We start from the raw sequence: 18,664 nt of genomic DNA, 5'->3' as shown, positions 1-18,664 counted from the left end.
GACGCTAAGGCTCCTGCTCAGGGAGGAAAAGCAGGGAACGACCACCTTGCGGCTATCATTCAGAAGAAATAATAACAGAATTGATACAGATGCACAGTACGCGCAATTGCTTAGATTGAGCAATTTCGGCGCGAAACCGCCTCAGCCAGATACGGTGACGCCTCAGCGCCGCCGCCCACATCAGACCCCTTGCCGCCGCATGCCCACTATGAAAAGTGCTATTCCTGCCCCCTTTCCCGCCAGCCGGCCACGCCGCCTGCGCCGCGACGCCTTCACCCGCGCCCTGGTGCGTGAAAACGGTTTGCGCAGCAGCGATCTGATACTTCCCGTTTTTGTGCACGAGGGCGCCAACCGCGTCGAGCCCGTGCTGTCCATGCCCGGCGTGTCGCGCCTGAGCCTGGACCGGCTGCTTGATGTGGCGCGTGAATGCGTGGACCTGGGCATTCCGGTGCTGGCCCTGTTTCCAGTCATCGACGCCAGCTTGAAGACACCCGACGGCATCGAAGCCACCAATCCCGACGGCCTGGTGCCGCGCGTGGTGCGCGCCCTCAAAGCCCAAGTGCCCGAGCTGGGCCTGCTGACCGACGTCGCCCTGGACCCCTTCACCAGCCACGGCCAGGACGGCGTGCTGGACGAGCGCGGCTACATCATCAATGACCGCACCGTCGAGTTGCTCACCGCGCAAGCGCTGGTGCAGGCCGAAGCCGGCGTCGACATCGTGGCCCCCAGCGACATGATGGATGGCCGCATCGGCGCCATCCGCCAGGCGCTTGAGGCCAAAGGTCACATCCATACCCGCATCATGGCCTACAGCGCCAAGTACGCCAGCGCCTTCTACGGCCCCTTCCGCGATGCCGTGGGCTCGGCTGCCAATCTGGGCAAGGCCGACAAAAAGACTTATCAGATGGACCCCGCCAACAGCGACGAGGCCCTGCGCGAAGTGGCACTGGATCTGGCCGAAGGCGCGGACATGGTGATGGTCAAGCCCGGCATGCCGTATCTGGACATCGTGCGCCGGGTCAAGGACGAGTTCCGCGTGCCCACCTTCGCCTACCAGGTCAGCGGTGAGTACGCCATGATCAAGGCGGCCGCCGCGAATGGCTGGCTGGACCATGACGCGGTGATGATGGAAGCCCTGCTGGCCTTCAAACGCGCCGGCGCCGATGGCGTGCTGACTTACTTCGCACTGGAAGCAGCCCGCTTGCTCAAGGCCGGCAAGGCCTAAGCCCGTTCGCCAAGCCGCCTCCGCCCCGCCCATGCGCTTTTTCCACATCCACGACGAGCACTTCATCGAGCTGGCCCAGCTGCCTTCGGACCGCCCCGCCGAAGGCTTTTTGTGGATCAGCTATGCGCGCAAGGAATTCGATCAGCAATACCTGGAGCTGCAACTGGCCTTGCAACGCTGGGACTGCGGCCAGCTGGTGGATCTGCACATCGCCGATCTGCTCAACCCGCAGCTGGCCTCGAACTTCGACTACACGTCTTGGTATGACTTGATGATCTTCCAGCGCCTGGCGGCCCAGCCCGCCGGTGAAGAGCCGGCGCCAGACGATGTGAAGGCCAATCTTGCTGCGGCGGAGACGGCGCTCAAAAACATCGACACCAGCCCGCTCGGCTTCGCGGTGTTTGACCATGTGCTGATCACCATCCACCCCGATGCCTGCTCGGTGCGCGAGTTCTTCGCCGACAAGCTGGGGCAGCTGACCGAAGGGCGCGATCTGCGCGGTAGCTCACGCCTGCCCAGCAGCCCGGCCGAGCTGATGCTGCGCATGGTCAACCACCTGGTGGACAACTTTCTGGAGTTGCGCCGCCAGCTCAGTCGCCACTTGGGCAGCTTGCAGCGCGCGCTGATGGACGGCCACACCCATTTCGACAACTGGCCCCTGCTGCTGGCCTCACGCGACGCGCTGCACCGGCTGGAAGAAATCAGCGAGGACCAGCGCAGCGCGGTGCAGGAATGGATCGACTCGCTGGACGAATGGCCGGCCAGCGATAACGCCAAGATTCAGCGGGAACGGGAGCTGCTGCGGGTGCGCTCGCGCGATGTGCTGGAGCATATCGAGCGGGTACTGACCCATGTGCGGCGCCTGGAGTCCTCCAGCGAGGCGGCGGTGCAAATGCACTTCTCGGCCCTGGGTCACCGCACCAACGCCATCATGCGCACGCTGACGGTGCTGACCGCCATCTTCCTGCCGCTGAATCTGATCACCGGCATCTTCGGCATGAACTTCGATGGCCTGCCACTGATTCACAAGGCCACCGGCGTTTGGTTCGCCTTCGGTCTGATGCTGGCGGTGGGCTTAGGGCTGGGCCTGTTCTTCTGGCGCAAGCGCTACCTCAGCAGCCGCCACTGAGCTGCCGCGCCACGCTTGGCAACAGGCCAGTCGGGCGATCAATCAACCAATCAGTAAGGGTCGGCGAAGCCCAGCGCCAGCATCAACTCGGTCTCACGCGCTTCCATGCAGGCGGCCTCGTCGTCCTCCTCGTGGTCGTAACCCTGGGCGTGCAAGGTGCCGTGCACCAGCATATGGGCGTAGTGAGCGGCGATGTCGATCTTGGCGTCCAGGGCCTCACGCTCCACCACCTCGGCGCAAATCACCAGATCGGCGCAGACCACCGGCTCATGGCTGTAGTCGAAGGTCAGCACATTGGTGGCGTAGTCCTTGGCGCGGAACTCTTTGTTGAGGCGCTGGCCTTCTTCGGCGCCAACAATGCGCACGGTGATTTCACCCGGCAACTCCAGCGCCGCGCGGATCCACTTGGCCACTTTGTGGCGGGGCAAGAGGGCGCGGTGGCGTGGGTCAGCAAACTGCAGGGACAAATTCAATTCCGGCTGACTCATGCAGCGCTCCTCTTGATGGCTTGGGCTTCTTGTTTGGCCTGCAAGGCGCTGCGGGCCTCGTAGGCTTCAACGATGCGGGCCACCAGCGGATGGCGCACCACATCGGCACTGGTGAACCGCGTCATAGCAATGCCCTTAACCTTGGCCAAGACTCGCTCGGCATCGACCAAGCCGCTCAGCGTGCCCTTGGGCAGGTCCACCTGGCTGGTGTCCCCGGTCACCACGCATTTGCTGCCGAAGCCGATGCGGGTCAGGAACATCTTCATCTGCTCGGGCGTGGTGTTCTGCGCCTCGTCCAGGATCACGAAGGCATGGTTGAGCGTGCGCCCGCGCATAAAGGCCAGGGGTGCGACTTCCAGCAAGCCCTTCTCAAAGGCCTTGGTGACGCGATCGAAACCCATCAAGTCGTAGAGCGCGTCGTACAGCGGGCGCAGATAGGGGTCGACCTTCTGGGTCAGATCGCCAGGCAGAAAGCCCAGGCGCTCACCGGCCTCCACCGCCGGGCGGGTCAGGATGATGCGCTGCACGGTGCTGCGCTCCAGCGCGTCCACCGCGCAGGCCACGGCCAAAAAGGTCTTGCCGGTGCCGGCCGGCCCGAGGCCGAAGGTGATGTCGTGCGCCATGATGTGGCGCAGGTATTCGTGTTGACGCGCCGTGCGGCCGGCCAAGTCGGGGCGGCGGGTGCGCAGCACCAGCGCATCTGCGCCGACGGCTGCGGCCGCTGCAGGCGCGGGCTCAGCATCAGCTTTGCTGGCACTCTTGCGGCCCTTGGCTGGGCCTGCTCCACCCTTAGCGCTTGCTGCCATCAGTTCGGCGGTGGCCTCGGCCAGCGCCAGCTGCAGGGTCTCGGGCGGAATGGCGCGGCGGGCGCGCTCATACAGCGACTCCAGCAATTGCTGCGTGCGCAGGGCTGCCGGCTTCAGCCCGTCGATGCGGAAATGATCATGCTGGCGACTGATGCGCACGGCCATGGCGGCCTCTATCTGGCGCAGGTGTTCGTCCAGGCTGCCGCAGAGGTGGGCCAAGCGCTTGTTGTCGACCGGCGTGAAGTCAAGGCGAAGAATCACAAAAGCACTTTCTTGAGAGAACGTGAAGGGAGCGAAGGCGGGCAATAGGAGGCCGTGGAAGGGCTTGAGCTTGGCAAGCCCTCGGCTGATGCCGGGCTTAGCCACTCATGTCCGCGCATATCTACAGATGTGCCTACTGATATCCACCCACGACGCACGCATATTGTCGCCCGTAGCCGCCATCACCCCCCGCAGACACAGGGGCATCCAGGGTCACATAGCTCCTGCACAATCGCCCCTCATGCAAAAAATCAAACAAAAGATGCGCGCCGGCCTATCGCGGGTAAGCCTGCGGGGCAAAGCCGCCCTTGGCCTACTGGCTGCAAGCGCCTTGCTGCTACCCACCGGCCTGCTGGCCCAGGCGGGCACAGCGCTTGAGCCCGCCGCGCTGCAGCTGGGTTTTTCGGCCTCCCTGGCCCAGCAATGGCTGACCGGCATGCTGCTGGTTTTGAGCGTCATGAGCAGCATCGTCGCCAAGCTCTACCGCCGTGAGGCGCAGCTCAGCTGCCTGGGCAGCATGATGCTGGCGGGCGTGGCCTTCCAAGTGCTGCACTACGCCAGCCCTGCCCCAGTGTTGTGGCTGCAAGCCGGCTGCGTGCTAACGCTGGCCCTGGTGCTGAACTTTGGCGCGCAGTACCTGCTGCGCCAGCTGGCGGTGCAGCAGCCCAAGCTGGAGCAGCTGATGTGGCTGCAGACCTTGTTCATGCCCATCAGCCTGATGCTGGCAGGCGGATCATTCGGCGCTTGGCTCAGCCAGGCCTGGCATGGCCTGTTGGTCTTGGAGTTATTGGCCCTGCTGGCATGGTATATGCGCCAACGCTGGCAAGCCTTGCGCAGCACCTTGCCGGTGGACGAGGGTGCCAACGGCGACCTGCGCTGGCTGAGCCTGCTGCTGGCCCTGAGCGGCGCCGCCCTTTTGGCCGATGTGGTCCTGAGCCTGACTCTGGCGCCCGAAGCGGCGCTGCGCTGGAGCCTCTGGCTCGGCCTTGGCCTGCCGCTGATCATGGTGGGCCTGTGCCTGCACTTCTGCGCCGGTTTCGCACGCGCCCGGCGCGACAGTGATTTGCAGCAAATTCAGCTGGAACAGCGCATGGGTGAGCGCGTTGCCGAGATGGAGCGCAACTTCGCCACCTCCGTGGAACAAAAGCTGGAGCAAGTCACCGAACGCGAGCGCAAGCGCATCGCCGCCGATCTGCATGACGACTTGGGCGCCAAGCTGCTGACCATCGTGCACACCAGCGAGTCGGATCGCATCTCCACCCTGGCACGTGAAGCGCTGGAGGAAATGCGCTTGTCGGTGCGCGGCCTGACCGGCAAGCCGGTGCAATTGCTGGATGCCCTGGGCGACTGGCGCGCCGAGGTGGTGTCGCGCCTGGGCCAAGCCAATATCCTGGCAGAGTGGAAGGCGCCGGCCGAAGACGTGGTGCACACCTTGCCAGCGCGGGCCTATGTGCAGACCACGCGGATCTTCCGCGAGGCGGTCAGCAACATCATCAAACACAGCGGCGGCACCCATTGCACGATCAGCTGCAATGTGCAGGGCGGTGACTTTCAGGTCATCATCCAGGACAACGGCCAGGGCATTCCGGCCGAATTGGATGGGCGCCTGGACCGCGGCCACGGCATGGCCAGCATGAAGTCGCGTGCCAAACAAATGCACGGGCAATGCCTGGTGGAGTCCGGCCCCGGCTGGGGAACCGTGATCCGCCTCACGATTCCGCTCTGAAAATGCCCTGAGCCGGCTTCATTGCCCTTGGCAGTGAGCCGATAAAGCCTTACCGTTGAGCGGCTAACCTGCTGGTTGGCTAGCGCGCCGCTTCAGCGACCTACTACCGGGAAACTCACAAGACCATGGACCATATCCTTCTGCTGGAAGACATTCCGGAAATTCGTGCTTGGCTCAAAGCCCTGGTCAAGCAGGTCTTCGTCAACGCCGAAATCACCGAATGCTCACGCGTGCAGGACGCCCTGGCCCTGGTGAACAGCCAGCGCTTCAACCTGGCTTTGCTGGATCTGGGCCTGCCCGACGGCTCGGGCGTGGACGTGATTGCCGCGCTCCGCGAGCGCCAGCCCGAGGCGCAGTCGGTCATCGTCACCATCCACGACGACGACGAACACCTCTTCCCTGCCCTACAAGCCGGTGCTTTTGGCTATCTGCTGAAAGAGCAATCGCGCGAGCTGCTGTTTGAACAGCTGCAGCGTATGAGCCAGGGCGAGCCGCCACTGTCGCCTTCCATCGCCCGCAAGGTGATCGCGCATTTCGCCAATCAAAAGCGCCCGCAGGTGGCTGCGGTGCTGCATGAGGTGTCGCTGACGGACCGCGAAACCGAGGTCTTGCTGCGCGTGGCCAAGGGCTACACCCTGCCCGAAATCGGCGTGCAGCTGGGCCTGTCCCGCCACACGATTGCGGACTACGTCAAGCAGATCTATCGCAAGCTCAATGTCTCTTCGCGCGCCGAAGCGGCACTTGAAGCGCAGCGGCTCGGCCTCTTCGGACGCAACTGATTTGACGGCCCGATAATGGGCCGATGATCGGTCGACTCACTGGCGTCATCGCGGAAAAATCGCCCCCGCAGGTTCTCATCGATGTGCAGGGCGTCGGCTATGAAGTCGACGTGCCCATGAGCACCTTTTACAACCTTCCCGGCCTGGGCGAGAAGGTCGCGCTGCTGACCCATTTCGTGGTCCGTGAAGATGCGCAAATCCTGTTCGGCTTCCTGAGCAGCGAAGAGCGCGGCACTTTCCGCCAGCTCATCAAGATCACCGGCGTGGGCCCGAAGATGGCTTTGAGCCTGCTGTCGGGCTTGTCGGTGGCGGAGTTGGCGCAAGCCGTCACCAAACAAGAACTCGGCCGCCTGGTCAAAGTGCCTGGCATCGGCAAGAAGACCGCCGAGCGCCTGCTGCTGGAGCTGAAGGGCAAGCTCGGCGCCGAGTTGGGCGGCCCGGTCAGCGTGGGCAGCGACAACCAGGCCGACATCCTGCAAGCCCTGATCGCCCTGGGCTATAGCGAAAAAGAAGCTGGCCTGGCGCTGAAAGCGCTGCCGCCGGATGTTGGCGTTAGCGACGGCATCAAGCTGGCCTTGCGGGCACTGTCCAAATGAGCATTCAGACCGACGACTTCGCCAGCGCCCCGCAGCAGCGGGTCATCGCCGCCAGCCCCAGCTCGCCGCGCGAAGAAGCGATTGAACGCGCCCTGCGGCCCAAGCTGCTGGACGAGTATGTGGGCCAGACCAAGGCGCGCGAGCAGCTGGAGATCTTCATCGGCGCGGCCCGCAAACGCGACGAGGCCATGGACCATGTGCTGCTCTTCGGCCCGCCGGGCCTGGGCAAGACCACGCTCTCTCACATCATCGCCGCCGAACTGGGCGTGAACCTGCGCCAGACCTCGGGCCCGGTGCTGGAAAAGCCCAAGGATCTGGCCGCCATCCTGACCAATCTCGAGAAGAACGATGTGCTCTTCATCGACGAGATTCACCGCCTCTCCCCAGTGGTGGAAGAAATCCTGTACCCGGCGCTGGAGGACTACCAGATCGACATCATGATCGGCGAGGGCCCGGCCGCCCGCTCCATCAAGCTCGATCTGCAGCCCTTCACCCTGGTTGGCGCCACCACCCGCGCCGGCATGTTGACTAATCCGCTGCGCGACCGCTTCGGCATCGTGGCGCGCCTGGAGTTCTACACCGCCACCGAGTTGCAGCGCATCGTCACCCGCTCGGCGGCGCTGCTGAACACGCCGATTGATGAGATGGGCGCGCTGGAAATTGCCCGCCGCTCACGCGGTACACCGCGCATTGCCAACCGTTTGCTGCGCCGGGTGCGCGACTACGCCGAGGTCAAGGGCAATGGCCATATCGGCAAGACCGTGGCCGACAAAGCCCTGGCCATGCTGGACGTGGACCCGCAAGGCTTTGACCTGATGGACCGCAAACTGCTGGAGGCCATCGTGCACCGTTTCGATGGCGGTCCGGTGGGCCTGGAAAACGTGGCAGCCGCCATCGGCGAAGAGGCCGGCACCATCGAAGATGTGATCGAGCCTTATCTGATCCAGCAAGGCTATTTGCAGCGCACGCCGCGCGGCCGAGTCGCCACTCTGGCGGCCTTCAAGCATTTGGGCGTGACGCCGCCCAAAGCGGCCGGTAGCCTGTTCGACGAGTAAACATCCCCCTGCCTCCCTGGCCAGCAACACCATGACGCTTCAACGCCGCCAATTTCTCCGCGCCTCCAGCGCCAGCCTGGCCACCACGCTGGGCGCGAGCACCCTGCCCGTCTGGGCGCAAGCCGGCGGCAAGGGCCGGCGGCTGCGCCTGGGCTTGATCGGCACCGGCATGCGGGGTCAGGTCTTGCTCAAGGAGTTGCTGCGCCGCGAAGACGTGGACGTGGTGGCCCTTTGCGATATCGAACCCATCATGCTGGGTCGCGCCCTGGCCATGTGCCAGAGCTTCAAAAAGCCCCAGCCGCGCATCTACGGTGAGCGCGGCGATGCGCTGGCTTACCGGGCACTGCTGGAGAGCAAGGACTTGGATGGGGTCATCATCGCCACGCCTTGGGAGCTGCATGCGCCGATGGCGATTGACGCGATGAACGCCAAGATCGCCGTGGGCTGCGAAGTGGTGGCGGGCATCAGCCTGCAAGATCACTGGGATGTGCTGCGCACCCAGCAACGCACCGGCACGCCTTATATGCTGCTGGAAAACGTCTGCTACCGGCGCGATGTGATGGCGGTGCTGCAGATGGTGCGCGCCGGCATGTTCGGCGAGCTGGTGCATTTGCAAGGCGGCTATCAGCATGATTTGCGGGCCGTGAAGTTCAACTCCGGCGACCCGGCCAAGCCCTATGGCGGCGGTGTTGAGAGCGGCGCCAAGGCCTGGTCCGAAGCCCGCTGGCGCACCCAGCACTCGGTGCAGCGCAATGGCGAGCTTTACCCCAGCCACGGCATCGGCCCTTGCGCGATGTTCACCAATATCCATCGCGGCAACCGCTTCACCCACATCAACAGCTTCGCCAGCAAGGCGCGTGGCCTGCAAGACTATGTGGGCAAGAAGATGGGCGCCAAGGATCACCCCAATGCCAAGCAAAGCTATCAGCTGGGCGATGTGGTGACCACCACTTTGGCCTGCCAGAACGGCGAGACGATTCTGCTGCAGCACGACACCTCGCTGCCGCGGCCCTACTCCTTGGGTTTTCGGGTCCAGGGCACCGACGGGATCTGGATGGACCTCAACCGCTCGGTGCACATCGAAGGCGTCAGCAAGCCGCATGCCTGGGAAGACTTTCAGGCCTATCAGGACCAGTTCGATCACCCCCTGTGGAAAAAGTACGCGACCACGGCCGAGGGCGCCGGCCATGGCGGCATGGACTTCTTTGTGGTTCACGCCTTTGTTGAGGCGCTGAAGGCGCAAGCGCCCATGCCCATCGACGTCTACGACGCAGTGGCCTGGAGCGCCATCACGCCGCTGTCAGAGCAGTCGATTGCCGAAGGCTTCAAGACCCTGCCCTTCCCCGACTTCACCGAAGGGCGCTGGCAGAACCGCAAGCCCATCTTCGCCTTCGGCGACCAGTACTAAGAACTTATCTGCGAATAGCTGGGGCCTGCTGGCGGACAAGTTCTAAGCCGGCAGCGCCGTCACCGACCTAGCCTCCGCCGCCGAAGTTCAGCCGCAGCGGCCGCAAATTTCGGCGCATCCCGCCGCCTGCCGCCAAAGACCCAGCAATCCGCTCGGGTAATTCGGCAAGAACTCTAGACGACTGGTCTATTTGCGCGATGATTGCGGCATGGCAAACGAGCACTCAGCAACCAAAGACCACATCCTCAACTGCGGCGAGCGCTTGATCGCCAGCAAGGGGTTCGTGGGCGTGGGCCTCGCGGAGATCCTGACAGTGGCCAATGTGCCCAAGGGCTCGTTCTATCACTACTTCAGCTCCAAAGAACGCTTTGGCGAAGAGCTGCTCAAGCGCTATATCGACGACTACCTGGCTAGGCTCGACACCTTGCTCAAGACCGATGGCAGCACGGCGCGGGCGCGCTTGATGCGCTACTGGTCATATTGGAACGTCAGCCAATGTGGCGCTGATGGTGGAGTTGGCGATGGCGATTGCGCACAGGCGCCGGCGGGCGCCAAATGCCTGATCGTCAAACTCAGCGCCGAAGTGGCGGATATCTCGGAAGCGATGCGGCTTACCTTGCGTGAGGGCACGGACCGCGTAATTCAGCGCCTCGCCCAATGCCTGGATGAGGCGCGCCAAGATGGCTCGGTCGCCGCAGGCTTGAACGCGAGCGATACCGCTGTGACGCTTTACCAACTTTGGTTAGGCGCCAGCTTGCTGGCCAAGCTGCGCCGCGATGGCAGCCCGTTCGAGCACGCGCTGCGCAGCACCGAGTTGCTGCTGGCGCCTGCTGCGGTTTAACCGGCAAGGGCACCTAGATTTCAAACGTTTCAATGGCCTTCGGGCCACTTGCTCCGATTTTTCACACTCAACTAGTTGACCGGTCTATTTGCATCATTTGCAAATATTTTTTCACCCCTCCCGAGGACATCATGCTGAACTTTGACTATCACAACCCCACCCGCATCGTTTTCGGCCAGGGCCGCATTGCCGATCTCGCCACGCTTGTGCCCGCCAACGCCCGGGTGCTGATCCTGGTCGGTGGCGCCAGCGCCGAGAAAACCGGCACGCTGGGCGAAGTGCGCGAAGCCCTGGGCACGCGCCAGCACAGCACCTTCAGCGGCATTGAGCCCAACCCCAGCTTTGAAACCGCGATGAAGGCGGTGCAACAAGTCCGCGAGGGTGGCTTTGACTTTTTGCTGGCCGTGGGCGGCGGCTCGGTCATCGACGCCACCAAGTTCATCGCCGCAGCCGCCCTGTTCGAAGGTGATCCCTGGACCATCTTGACCAGCTGGGGCAGCAAGGTCACCCAGGCGCTGCCCTTCGGCACCGTGCTGACGCTGCCGGCCACCGGCTCGGAGATGAATGAGGGCGCGGTGATCACCCGCCGCGACATCGGCGCCAAGCGCCCCTTCCGCAGCCCCAAGGTGTTCCCGCTGTTCTCGGTGCTGGACCCGACCAAGACCTACACCCTGCCGCCCGCGCAAATCGCCAACGGCGTGGTGGACGCCTTCGTGCACACCATCGAGCAATACCTGACCTACCCGGTCAATGCCGCGGTGCAAGACCGCTTCGCCGAAGGCCTGCTGCAAACGCTGATCGAGATCGGCCCGCGCTTGCTGAACGCGCCCAGCCCCGTCTACGACGACCGCGCCAACCTGATGTGGACCGCCACCCTGGCCCTGAACGGCCTGATCGGCGCCGGCGTGCCGCAGGACTGGGCCACGCACATGATTGGCCATGAGCTGACCGCCCTGCACAACATCGACCATGCCCGCACCCTGGCCATCGTTTTGCCGGCCCTGCTGGAAGAGCGCCGCACGCAAAAGCATGCCAAGCTGCTGCAGTACAGCGAACGGGTGTGGGGTATCACCACCGGCAGCGACGAGGAGCGCATCAGCGCCGCCATCGCCAAGACCCGCGCCTTCTTCGAGGCCATGGGCATTCCCACTCGCCTGAAGGATTACGGCCTGGGGGCGGAGGTGATCGACATCGTCATCCGCCAGCTCGAAGCGCACGGCATGACGCAACTCAGCGAGCACCGCGATCTGAGCCTGGACATCAGCCGCCGCATTCTCACCGCCGCGCTTTAAACGCTTTTCCGAACACAGTTTCTAAGGCCATCACATGACTCAAACCACAAGCCATAACCGCCAAATTCAACTGGCTGCCCGCCCCGTGGGGGCCCCCACCACCGCCGACTTCCATCTGGCCAGCACTGCAGTGCCCAGCCCCGGCCCCGGCGAAGTGCTGCTGCGCACCGTGTATCTGTCGCTGGACCCCTATATGCGCGGCCGCATGAGTGATGCAGCAAGCTACGCCGCCGCCGTCAACTTGGGCGACCCCATGGTGGGCGCCACCGTCAGCCGTGTCGAGCAATCGAACAACTCCAAGTTCGCGGTGGGCGACTGGGTGCTGGGCTTTGCCGGCTGGCAGGACTATGCCGTTTCCAACGGCAGCGGCCTGACCCCGCTGGACCCCAAGCTGGGCCCGCTGTCTTACGCCCTGGGCGTGATGGGCATGCCCGGCTTCACCGCCTATATGGGTTTGCTGGACATTGGCGCGCCCAAAGCCGGTGAGACCGTGGTGGTGGCCGCTGCCACCGGCGCGGTGGGCTCGGTCGTCGGGCAAATCGCCAAGCTCAAGGGCTGCCGCGTGGTGGGCATTGCCGGTGGCGCTGACAAATGCCGCTCCGCCGTGGAAGAGCTGGGCTTCGACGCCTGCATCGACCACCACAGCCCCGATCTGCCCGCCCTACTCGCCGCGGCTTGCCCGGCCGGCATCGATGTCTATTTTGAAAACGTCGGCGGCAAGGTGTTTGATGCCGTCTTGCCCCTGCTCAACACCGGAGCCCGCGTACCGGTTTGCGGCCTGATTGCGCAGTACAACGCCACCGCCTTGCCGAGCGGCCCCGACCGCTCGCCCCTGCTGATGCGCACGCTGCTGACCAAGCGCATCCGCATGCAAGGCTTCATCATTTTTGACGACTACGGCCACCGCTATCCCGAGTTCGCCAAAGACATGGGCCAATGGCTGGCGCAAGGCAAGATCAAGTTCCGGGAAGACATCGTCGACGGCCTGGAGAACGCCCCGCAAGCCTTGATCGGCCTGCTCGAAGGCAAGAACTTCGGCAAGTTGATCGTGCGCGTTGCCAAAGACTAAAGACCACCTCGTGAACTCAATTCACGGCTTCAGTGAGCGCCTGTAGGTCGCTCACTTCACCCCTACTCAGGAACTGATATGAACAAGATTTTGATGGTGCTGACCTCTCACGACCAACTCGGTGACACAGGCGCCAAGACCGGCTTCTGGCTGGAAGAATTCGCAGCACCCTACTACGCCTTCAAGGACGCCGGCGCTCACATCACCCTAGCCTCGCCCCTGGGCGGCCAGCCGCCGTTGGACCCCAAGAGCGATGACCCTGCCTCGCAAACCGAAGCCACTCTGCGCTTCAAAGCCGACCCCGCCGCCCAGGCCGTGCTGGCCAGCACGCTCAAATTGAAAGATATGTCGGCCACTGACTTCGACGCCGTGTTCTACCCCGGCGGCCACGGCCCCTTGTGGGACTTGGCCGAAGACGCCAACTCCATCGCCCTGATCGAAAGCATGCTCAACGCCGGCAAGCCCGTGGCCGCCGTCTGCCATGCGCCAGGCGTGCTCCGCCACCCCAAAACGCCCGCCGGCGCATCGGTGGTGACAGGCAAGCAGGTGACGGGCTTCACCAACACCGAGGAAGAAGCCGTTGGCCTGACGAAGGTCGTGCCCTTTTTGGTTGAAGACATGCTCATGCAACAGGGCGGCATCTACTCCAAGGTCGCCGACTGGCAGCCTTACGTCGTCACCGATGGGCTTCTGATCACCGGCCAAAACCCAGCGTCTTCTGAACCCGCGGCGCTGGCCTTGCTCAAAGCATTGGCTTGATGCCGAGCCCGGCGGCTGCAGTAGAACCATCTAGGAAGCCGGGCAGGCCGGCTTTTCAGATCTCGCTGCACTGCCGGGCATGGGGCAAGTCAGCCGAGTCGACGGCACAGTGAACGGCGCGCAGTCTGAGCCCGGTAGCTTGGCTGGACCGACAAGTCTGGCGCCCTAGCAAGACCAGTGCGGCGCGAGCCACCGAGGTCGCAGGGCAGTGCAAAAGAGGCGTCGGCAGGAATTTCGGCTGGTGCCAAAGGACTTCGGCGATTTGCGAGCTACGCACGACGCCGACAGCTCTCGGCGCGAACAAGTCCAGAACCGAAATGCCACGATTGCGTGGGCACAGCATGGGCCAAAGTTGGGCGCAGAATGCAAAACGCCAACCTTTCGGCTGGCGTCTTATCAACGTAAGTGTTTGATTTACTTACGATTTTTTGGTTGCGGGGGCAGGATTTGAACCTACGACCTTTGGGTTATGAGCCCAACGAGCTACCAGACTGCTCCACCCCGCGACTGATCTGAAACAAAAGCCGCTCTGGTTGGGCGGCTCTTTTTTTGCTATTTCGCCGACCTGCATTCTGGATCGACGAACAACTGAATTTTGGTTGCGGGGGCAGGATTTGAACCTACGACCTTTGGGTTATGAGCCCAACGAGCTACCAGACTGCTCCACCCCGCGACTGAAGCTAGCAGTATAGCGCACTTTTAGGGTTTACGTCAAAGTCCTGCCATATTGAGTGAAGAAAGAAAGCGTTCGGCGTTTTGAAAGCCGATTACTCGCACACCCGCCAGCTCCTGACCCTGGGCATCAAAGAAGATGGTGCCCGGCGGGCCGAACAACTTGAAGCGCTTGAGCAAGGCGCGGTCTTCGGGACTGTTGGCTGTCACATCGGCCTTCAATAGCAGCGCGCCAGCGAGCTTGGCCTTGACGGCCGGGTCCGTGAAAGTGAAACGCTCCATCTCTTTGCAGGACACGCACCAGTCGGCATAAAAGTCCAGCATCACTGGCCGGCCCGCCTGGGCGATCGCCGCGTCGAGCTCAGCTACGCTGCTGATCTTCTGGAACTTCAGTGCGCCTGCCGGCTCGGCACCAAGGCTTTGCGCCTCGACACGACCGAAGCCAGCCAAAGGTTTGAGCGGGTCGGTGCCGCCTGCCGCGGCTCCCACCAATTGCAGCAATCCAAAAACAAGCGACACCACCGCAGCCGTCTTACGCAACCAGGTGCGCGGACGATGAATGGCATGGGCCGGCTGGAACAGACCCAGCATGGCCGCCGTGCCGATCAGCAAAGCACCCCACAACGCCTGTGTCACACCAGCTGGCAGCACCGGTTGCACCGTCCACAAAGCCACCGCCAACAGCAGCATGCCGAAGAAATGCTTGACCCCGTCCATCCAGGCACCGGCACGTGGCAGCAGGCTGCCAGCGGAGGCGCCAAGCAGCAGCAAGGGGACACTCATGCCACAGGCCAGTGCAAACAGCGCGCTGCCACCCAACATGACGTCGCGGGTTTGGCTCAGGTACAGCAAAGCACCAGCCAAGGGCGCCGCCACGCAGGGGCTGACGATCAAGGCAGACACACCGCCCATGACAAAGACACCCAGGAAGCGGCCTGCTGGCAGACGTTGTGAAGCCTGCGACAGACCGCCTGTCAACCCGCTCGGCAACTGCAACTCATACGCACCGAACATGGACAAGGAGAACAGCACCAACGCCACGGCGAATGCCGCCAAGACCCAGGGCTTTTGTAATGTGGCCGCCAAGCCCTCTCCGGCGAGACCGGCTGCGACGCCCAAAGCGGTATAGATCAAGGCCATGCCCAAGGAATAGCTCATGGCCAAGGCCAGACCGCGGCTGCGGCTCGCCTTGCCTGCACCCGCTGTGCCCACGATGATGGACGACAAGATCGGCAGCATCGGCAAGACGCAAGGCGTCAACGACAACAGCAGCCCGGCAACGAAGAACACGCCCACCACGGTCCAGAAACGACCCGACTGCAGGGCGGCATCCAAACGCCCTATCTCGGAGGCTGGGCCTGCGCTCACTGCGCCGGGAGCGGGCTTCGAGGACGACGTTTCCGTGCCTGCGGCAATACCCTGCGTTGCACTACCCGGCTCGATGGACTCAGCCCGCTTGACGCTGCCCTCACCACCAAAGCCCGGCAGGCTTACCTCGTACACCGCCGTCATCGGCGGATAGCACAAGCCTTTGTCTGCACAGCCTTGACCCGTGATCGACAAATTGAACTTAGCCGCCGCCTGACTGACCGTGACCGGCACGTTCAAGCCATCGCGGTAGACCTCCACCGTCTTTTGAAAGGTCTCGTCAAACTTGGTTTTCCCAGCAGGGATGGCAATGGCCCCTAGCGTGGCCCCAGCCGCCTCGAGCTTGAACTGCTCGCGGTACATATAGTAGCCAGGCGCAATCTCATAGTTGATGGCCAGCTTGTCCCCGCCAATGGCTTTGACGGTCAGCTTGAATGCTTGTTCGGGCTCCAGGAAATCATCGGCACGTGCCAGCCCCGGCAGGAGCGCCAAAGAAAACAGGGCCAGTAGCGCGAGCGCTTTGAACTTGAGAAGTCGAGTCATGGAAATTGGAATTCACGAGAAGGCAAGCCCTGAGCGGCGTGCGGGTCGCCAGCTTATACGCATTCACAGCGCTAAGCTTGGGAGCCCGAGCCTTACTGGCTGCACCGCGAGATCAGTACGCGAACAATAGGCGAAAAAAAGGCCAGCGATTAGCCGGCCTTTCAACTCAGTTGCCGCGCTTGCGCACCCGAAGGGCAGCAAGCTCGGTAACCGTTAACTTACTCGACGGCTTCGCCAGCGGTCTCGCCTTCGGCGCGATCCACCAGTTCAACATAGGCCATCGGTGCATTGTCGCCAACGCGGAAACCCATCTTCAAGATGCGGGTGTAGCCGCCCGGACGCGCGGCGAAACGCGGGCCCAGTTCGTTGAACAACTTGGTGACCATGTCGCGGTCACGCAGGCGGTCGAATGCCAGGCGGCGGTTAGCCAGCGTGGGCACCTTGGCCAAAGTGATCAAAGGCTCGACAACGCGACGCAGTTCCTTGGCCTTGGGGACCGTGGTCTTGATGGCTTCGTGTTGCAGCAGCGAGTTGCACATATTGCGCAACATTGCCTTGCGGTGTTCGCTGGTACGGTTGAGCTTACGGAGGCCGTTACGGTGACGCATGGTGCTATTCCTTTCTAGATTAATCCCAGCAGCCGTATCAGGTACTGCCCGGGGGCACCGGGTGGCGGTTAGCCACCCTTTTTCAAAAACTAATTAACGCTTGTCCAGACCTTGCGGGGGCCAGTTCTCCAGGCGAGCGCCCAGAGTCAAGCCACGCGAAGCCAGAACTTCCTTGATTTCGTTGAGCGACTTGCGACCCAGATTCGGGGTCTTCAGCAACTCGGTCTCGGTGCGCTGGATCAGATCGCCGATGTAGTAGATGTTCTCTGCCTTCAGGCAGTTGGCCGAACGAACGGTCAACTCGAGCTCATCCACAGGACGCAGCAGGATCGGGTCGAAGCTGCTGGAACGCTGGGCCGGCTGGTCGAAGATATCGCCCACGTCCGTGCCTTGCAGCTGTGCGAACACCGCCAGTTGTTCCACCAGGATCTTGGCCGACGCACGGATCGCTTCCTCAGGCGAAATAGCGCCGTTGGTTTCGATTTCCATGACCAGCTTGTCCAGATCGGTACGCTGCTCAACGCGGGCGTTCTCAACGGCGTAGCTCACGCGACGCACGGGCGAGAAGGACGCATCCAGAACGATACGGCCAATCGACTTGGTCGGCTCGTCACCGTAGCGGCGCATCGTGCCGGGCACATAGCCACGGCCCTTTTCAACCTTGATCTGCATGTCCAACTTGCCGCCTTGCGACAGATGGGCGATGACGTGCTCAGGGTTGATGATCTCGACGTCATGCGGCGTCTGGATGTCGGCAGCCGTCACCGGGCCTTCACCTTCCTTGCGCAGGACCAGGGTCACTTCTTCACGGTTGTGCAGACGGAAAACCACGCCCTTGAGGTTCAGCATGATGTGAACCACGTCCTCTTGCACGCCGTCGATTGCCGAGTACTCGTGCAAGACACCAGCAATGGTCACTTCCGTCGGCGCATAACCCACCATCGAAGACAGCAGCACGCGACGCAGGGCGTTGCCCAGCGTGTGGCCATAGCCGCGTTCGAACGGTTCCAGCGTTACCTTCGCGCGATGACCGCCGAGGGGTTCCACATTGATGGATTTGGGCTTGAGCAGATTTGTTTGCATGAGGTCTTTCTTTCAATACCCTCGGTTCGTTACACCGATAAGGCTGAGGGACCAACCGGGCAGAGCCACAGATAGGCCTAGCCCAGACGAGGGAACGCCGACAGGGCCCGCTAACTTTTTAGTCAAAGGGCACCGCCGGCAACAGCGAAACGATTAACGCGAGTACAACTCAACGATCAGCGATTCGTTGATCTCAGCGCCGAACTCATCACGGTCAGGCGCCTTCTTGAACACACCTTCCAGCTTGGTGGCGTCAACCGTCACCCAGGCCGGCAGGCCGATCGACTCAGCCAACTTCAGCGCGTCGATGATACGCAGCTGCTTCTTGGCCTTTTCGCGCACGGCGACGATGTCACCGGCCTTAACCAAGTAAGAAGCAATGTTGACGACTTCACCGTTCACGGTGATGCCCTTGTGCGACACGAGCTGACGTGCTTCAGCGCGGGTCGAACCGAAACCCATGCGATAGACGACGTTGTCCAGACGCGATTCCAGCAGAGCCAGAAGGTTGGTGCCGGTCGAGCCCTTACGGCGCTCGGCTTCAGCGAAGTAGCGGCGGAACTGACGCTCCAAAACGCCGTACATACGCTTGACCTTCTGCTTTTCACGCAGTTGCAGACCGAAGTCCGACGTACGCTGGCCAGAAGTGCGGCCGTGTTGGCCGGGCTTGCTGTCAAATTTAGCCTTGTCGCTGATCGGGCGGCGAGCGCTCTTCAGGAACAGATCGGTGCCTTCGCGGCGGGAAAGTTTGGCCTTGGGGCCGAGATAACGTGCCACTTTGCGTGTCCTTATTCAATCTGACGTACGGCCGAATGCTTTGAAGCAAACTGCTCGCACGCGAGTCTGGCCAGTGTTTTTTTACGACTCAGACGGTGGTCTTACAAACTTCGGCACAGAAACTGCACCTGCAAGTTCAACGAAACAGCCGGCGCGGCACTTGCGTGCCCGCCGGCGCG

The 18,664-nt window shown here is 62.7% G+C and carries 17 protein-coding genes and 2 tRNA genes; 11 read left to right on the top strand and 8 right to left on the bottom strand.

From position 1 onward, the window contains the following. The first annotated feature begins 208 nt into the window (after positions 1-208). Together hemB and AT984_RS22065 are read left to right on the top strand one after the other, a co-directional pair. Positions 209-1,225: a porphobilinogen synthase gene (gene hemB / locus AT984_RS22070; protein WP_058721942.1), complete on the top strand. Its 1,017-nt coding sequence runs from the start codon at positions 209-211 to the stop codon at positions 1,223-1,225. A 31-nt stretch (positions 1,226-1,256) separates the two neighbouring features. Then, on the top strand, positions 1,257-2,354 hold the full coding sequence (locus tag AT984_RS22065; RefSeq protein WP_058721941.1) for a magnesium transporter CorA family protein: 1,098 nt from the start codon (positions 1,257-1,259) through the stop codon (positions 2,352-2,354). 50 nt (positions 2,355-2,404) lie between these two features. Here AT984_RS22065 and ybeY read toward each other — a convergent pair whose 3' ends face one another. Both ybeY and AT984_RS22055 read right to left on the bottom strand, forming a co-directional pair. After that, positions 2,405-2,842, bottom strand: coding sequence for an rRNA maturation RNase YbeY (gene ybeY / locus AT984_RS22060; RefSeq protein WP_058721940.1), 438 nt, complete (start codon positions 2,840-2,842; stop codon positions 2,405-2,407). Continuing rightward, positions 2,839-3,909: a PhoH family protein gene (locus tag AT984_RS22055; protein WP_058722539.1), complete on the bottom strand. Its 1,071-nt coding sequence runs from the start codon at positions 3,907-3,909 to the stop codon at positions 2,839-2,841. The genes ybeY and AT984_RS22055 overlap by 4 nt, the downstream gene beginning before the upstream one ends. A 241-nt stretch (positions 3,910-4,150) precedes the next feature. On the opposite strand from AT984_RS22055, the gene AT984_RS22050 reads away from it, so the two are divergent. The 9 genes from AT984_RS22050 (at position 4,151) to AT984_RS22010 (ending at position 13,434) form a co-directional block, all read left to right on the top strand. After that, entirely contained in the window at positions 4,151-5,635 is a 1,485-nt protein-coding gene (locus AT984_RS22050) for a sensor histidine kinase (RefSeq protein WP_058721939.1), read from the top strand. Positions 5,636-5,760: 125 nt separating this feature from the next. Next, positions 5,761-6,414, top strand: coding sequence for a response regulator (locus tag AT984_RS22045; protein WP_058721938.1), 654 nt, complete (start codon positions 5,761-5,763; stop codon positions 6,412-6,414). Positions 6,415-6,437: 23 nt separating this feature from the next. Beyond that, the gene (gene ruvA, locus AT984_RS22040; RefSeq protein ID WP_058721937.1) at positions 6,438-7,010 is read left to right on the top strand and encodes a Holliday junction branch migration protein RuvA; all 573 of its coding nucleotides are present in this window, start codon (positions 6,438-6,440) and stop codon (positions 7,008-7,010) included. Next, entirely contained in the window at positions 7,007-8,065 is a 1,059-nt protein-coding gene (gene ruvB, locus AT984_RS22035) for a Holliday junction branch migration DNA helicase RuvB (RefSeq protein WP_058721936.1), read from the top strand. The genes ruvA and ruvB overlap by 4 nt, the downstream gene beginning before the upstream one ends. A gap of 31 nt (positions 8,066-8,096) precedes the next feature. Further along, positions 8,097-9,473 (top strand): Gfo/Idh/MocA family protein, encoded by a 1,377-nt coding sequence (locus AT984_RS22030; protein WP_058721935.1) that lies wholly within the window; start codon positions 8,097-8,099, stop codon positions 9,471-9,473. A 208-nt stretch (positions 9,474-9,681) separates the two neighbouring features. Beyond that, positions 9,682-10,314 carry a TetR/AcrR family transcriptional regulator gene (locus tag AT984_RS22025; RefSeq protein ID WP_058721934.1) on the top strand — a complete coding sequence of 211 codons (633 nt, stop codon included), beginning with the start codon at positions 9,682-9,684 and terminating at the stop codon, positions 10,312-10,314. A gap of 131 nt (positions 10,315-10,445) precedes the next feature. Next, positions 10,446-11,606: an iron-containing alcohol dehydrogenase gene (locus AT984_RS22020; RefSeq protein WP_058721933.1), complete on the top strand. Its 1,161-nt coding sequence runs from the start codon at positions 10,446-10,448 to the stop codon at positions 11,604-11,606. Positions 11,607-11,640: 34 nt separating this feature from the next. Beyond that, the gene (locus tag AT984_RS22015) at positions 11,641-12,675 is read left to right on the top strand and encodes an NADP-dependent oxidoreductase (protein ID WP_058721932.1); all 1,035 of its coding nucleotides are present in this window, start codon (positions 11,641-11,643) and stop codon (positions 12,673-12,675) included. Positions 12,676-12,753: 78 nt separating this feature from the next. After that, positions 12,754-13,434, top strand: coding sequence for a type 1 glutamine amidotransferase domain-containing protein (locus tag AT984_RS22010; protein WP_058721931.1), 681 nt, complete (start codon positions 12,754-12,756; stop codon positions 13,432-13,434). A 429-nt stretch (positions 13,435-13,863) separates the two neighbouring features. Here AT984_RS22010 and AT984_RS22005 read toward each other — a convergent pair. From AT984_RS22005 to rpsD, 6 genes are all read right to left on the bottom strand, one after another. After that, a tRNA-Met gene (locus tag AT984_RS22005) sits at positions 13,864-13,940 on the bottom strand. A gap of 90 nt (positions 13,941-14,030) precedes the next feature. Next, positions 14,031-14,107 (bottom strand) — tRNA-Met (locus AT984_RS22000). Between the two features lie 38 nt (positions 14,108-14,145). Then, positions 14,146-16,017, bottom strand: a complete 1,872-nt coding sequence (gene dsbD / locus AT984_RS21995) for a protein-disulfide reductase DsbD (RefSeq protein ID WP_058721930.1) — start codon at positions 16,015-16,017, stop codon at positions 14,146-14,148. A gap of 218 nt (positions 16,018-16,235) precedes the next feature. Next, entirely contained in the window at positions 16,236-16,625 is a 390-nt protein-coding gene (gene rplQ, locus AT984_RS21990) for a 50S ribosomal protein L17 (RefSeq protein ID WP_058721929.1), read from the bottom strand. Between the two features lie 93 nt (positions 16,626-16,718). Next, positions 16,719-17,708, bottom strand: a complete 990-nt coding sequence (locus tag AT984_RS21985) for a DNA-directed RNA polymerase subunit alpha (protein WP_058721928.1) — start codon at positions 17,706-17,708, stop codon at positions 16,719-16,721. A gap of 153 nt (positions 17,709-17,861) precedes the next feature. Beyond that, entirely contained in the window at positions 17,862-18,485 is a 624-nt protein-coding gene (gene rpsD / locus AT984_RS21980; protein ID WP_058721927.1) for a 30S ribosomal protein S4, read from the bottom strand. Between the last annotated feature and the right edge of the window lie 179 nt (positions 18,486-18,664).

Source organism: Paucibacter sp. KCTC 42545, assembly GCF_001477625.1.
Taxonomy (GTDB): Bacteria; Pseudomonadota; Gammaproteobacteria; order Burkholderiales; family Burkholderiaceae_C; genus Paucibacter_A.
This window is presented reverse-complemented; position numbering and strand designations above follow the sequence as displayed.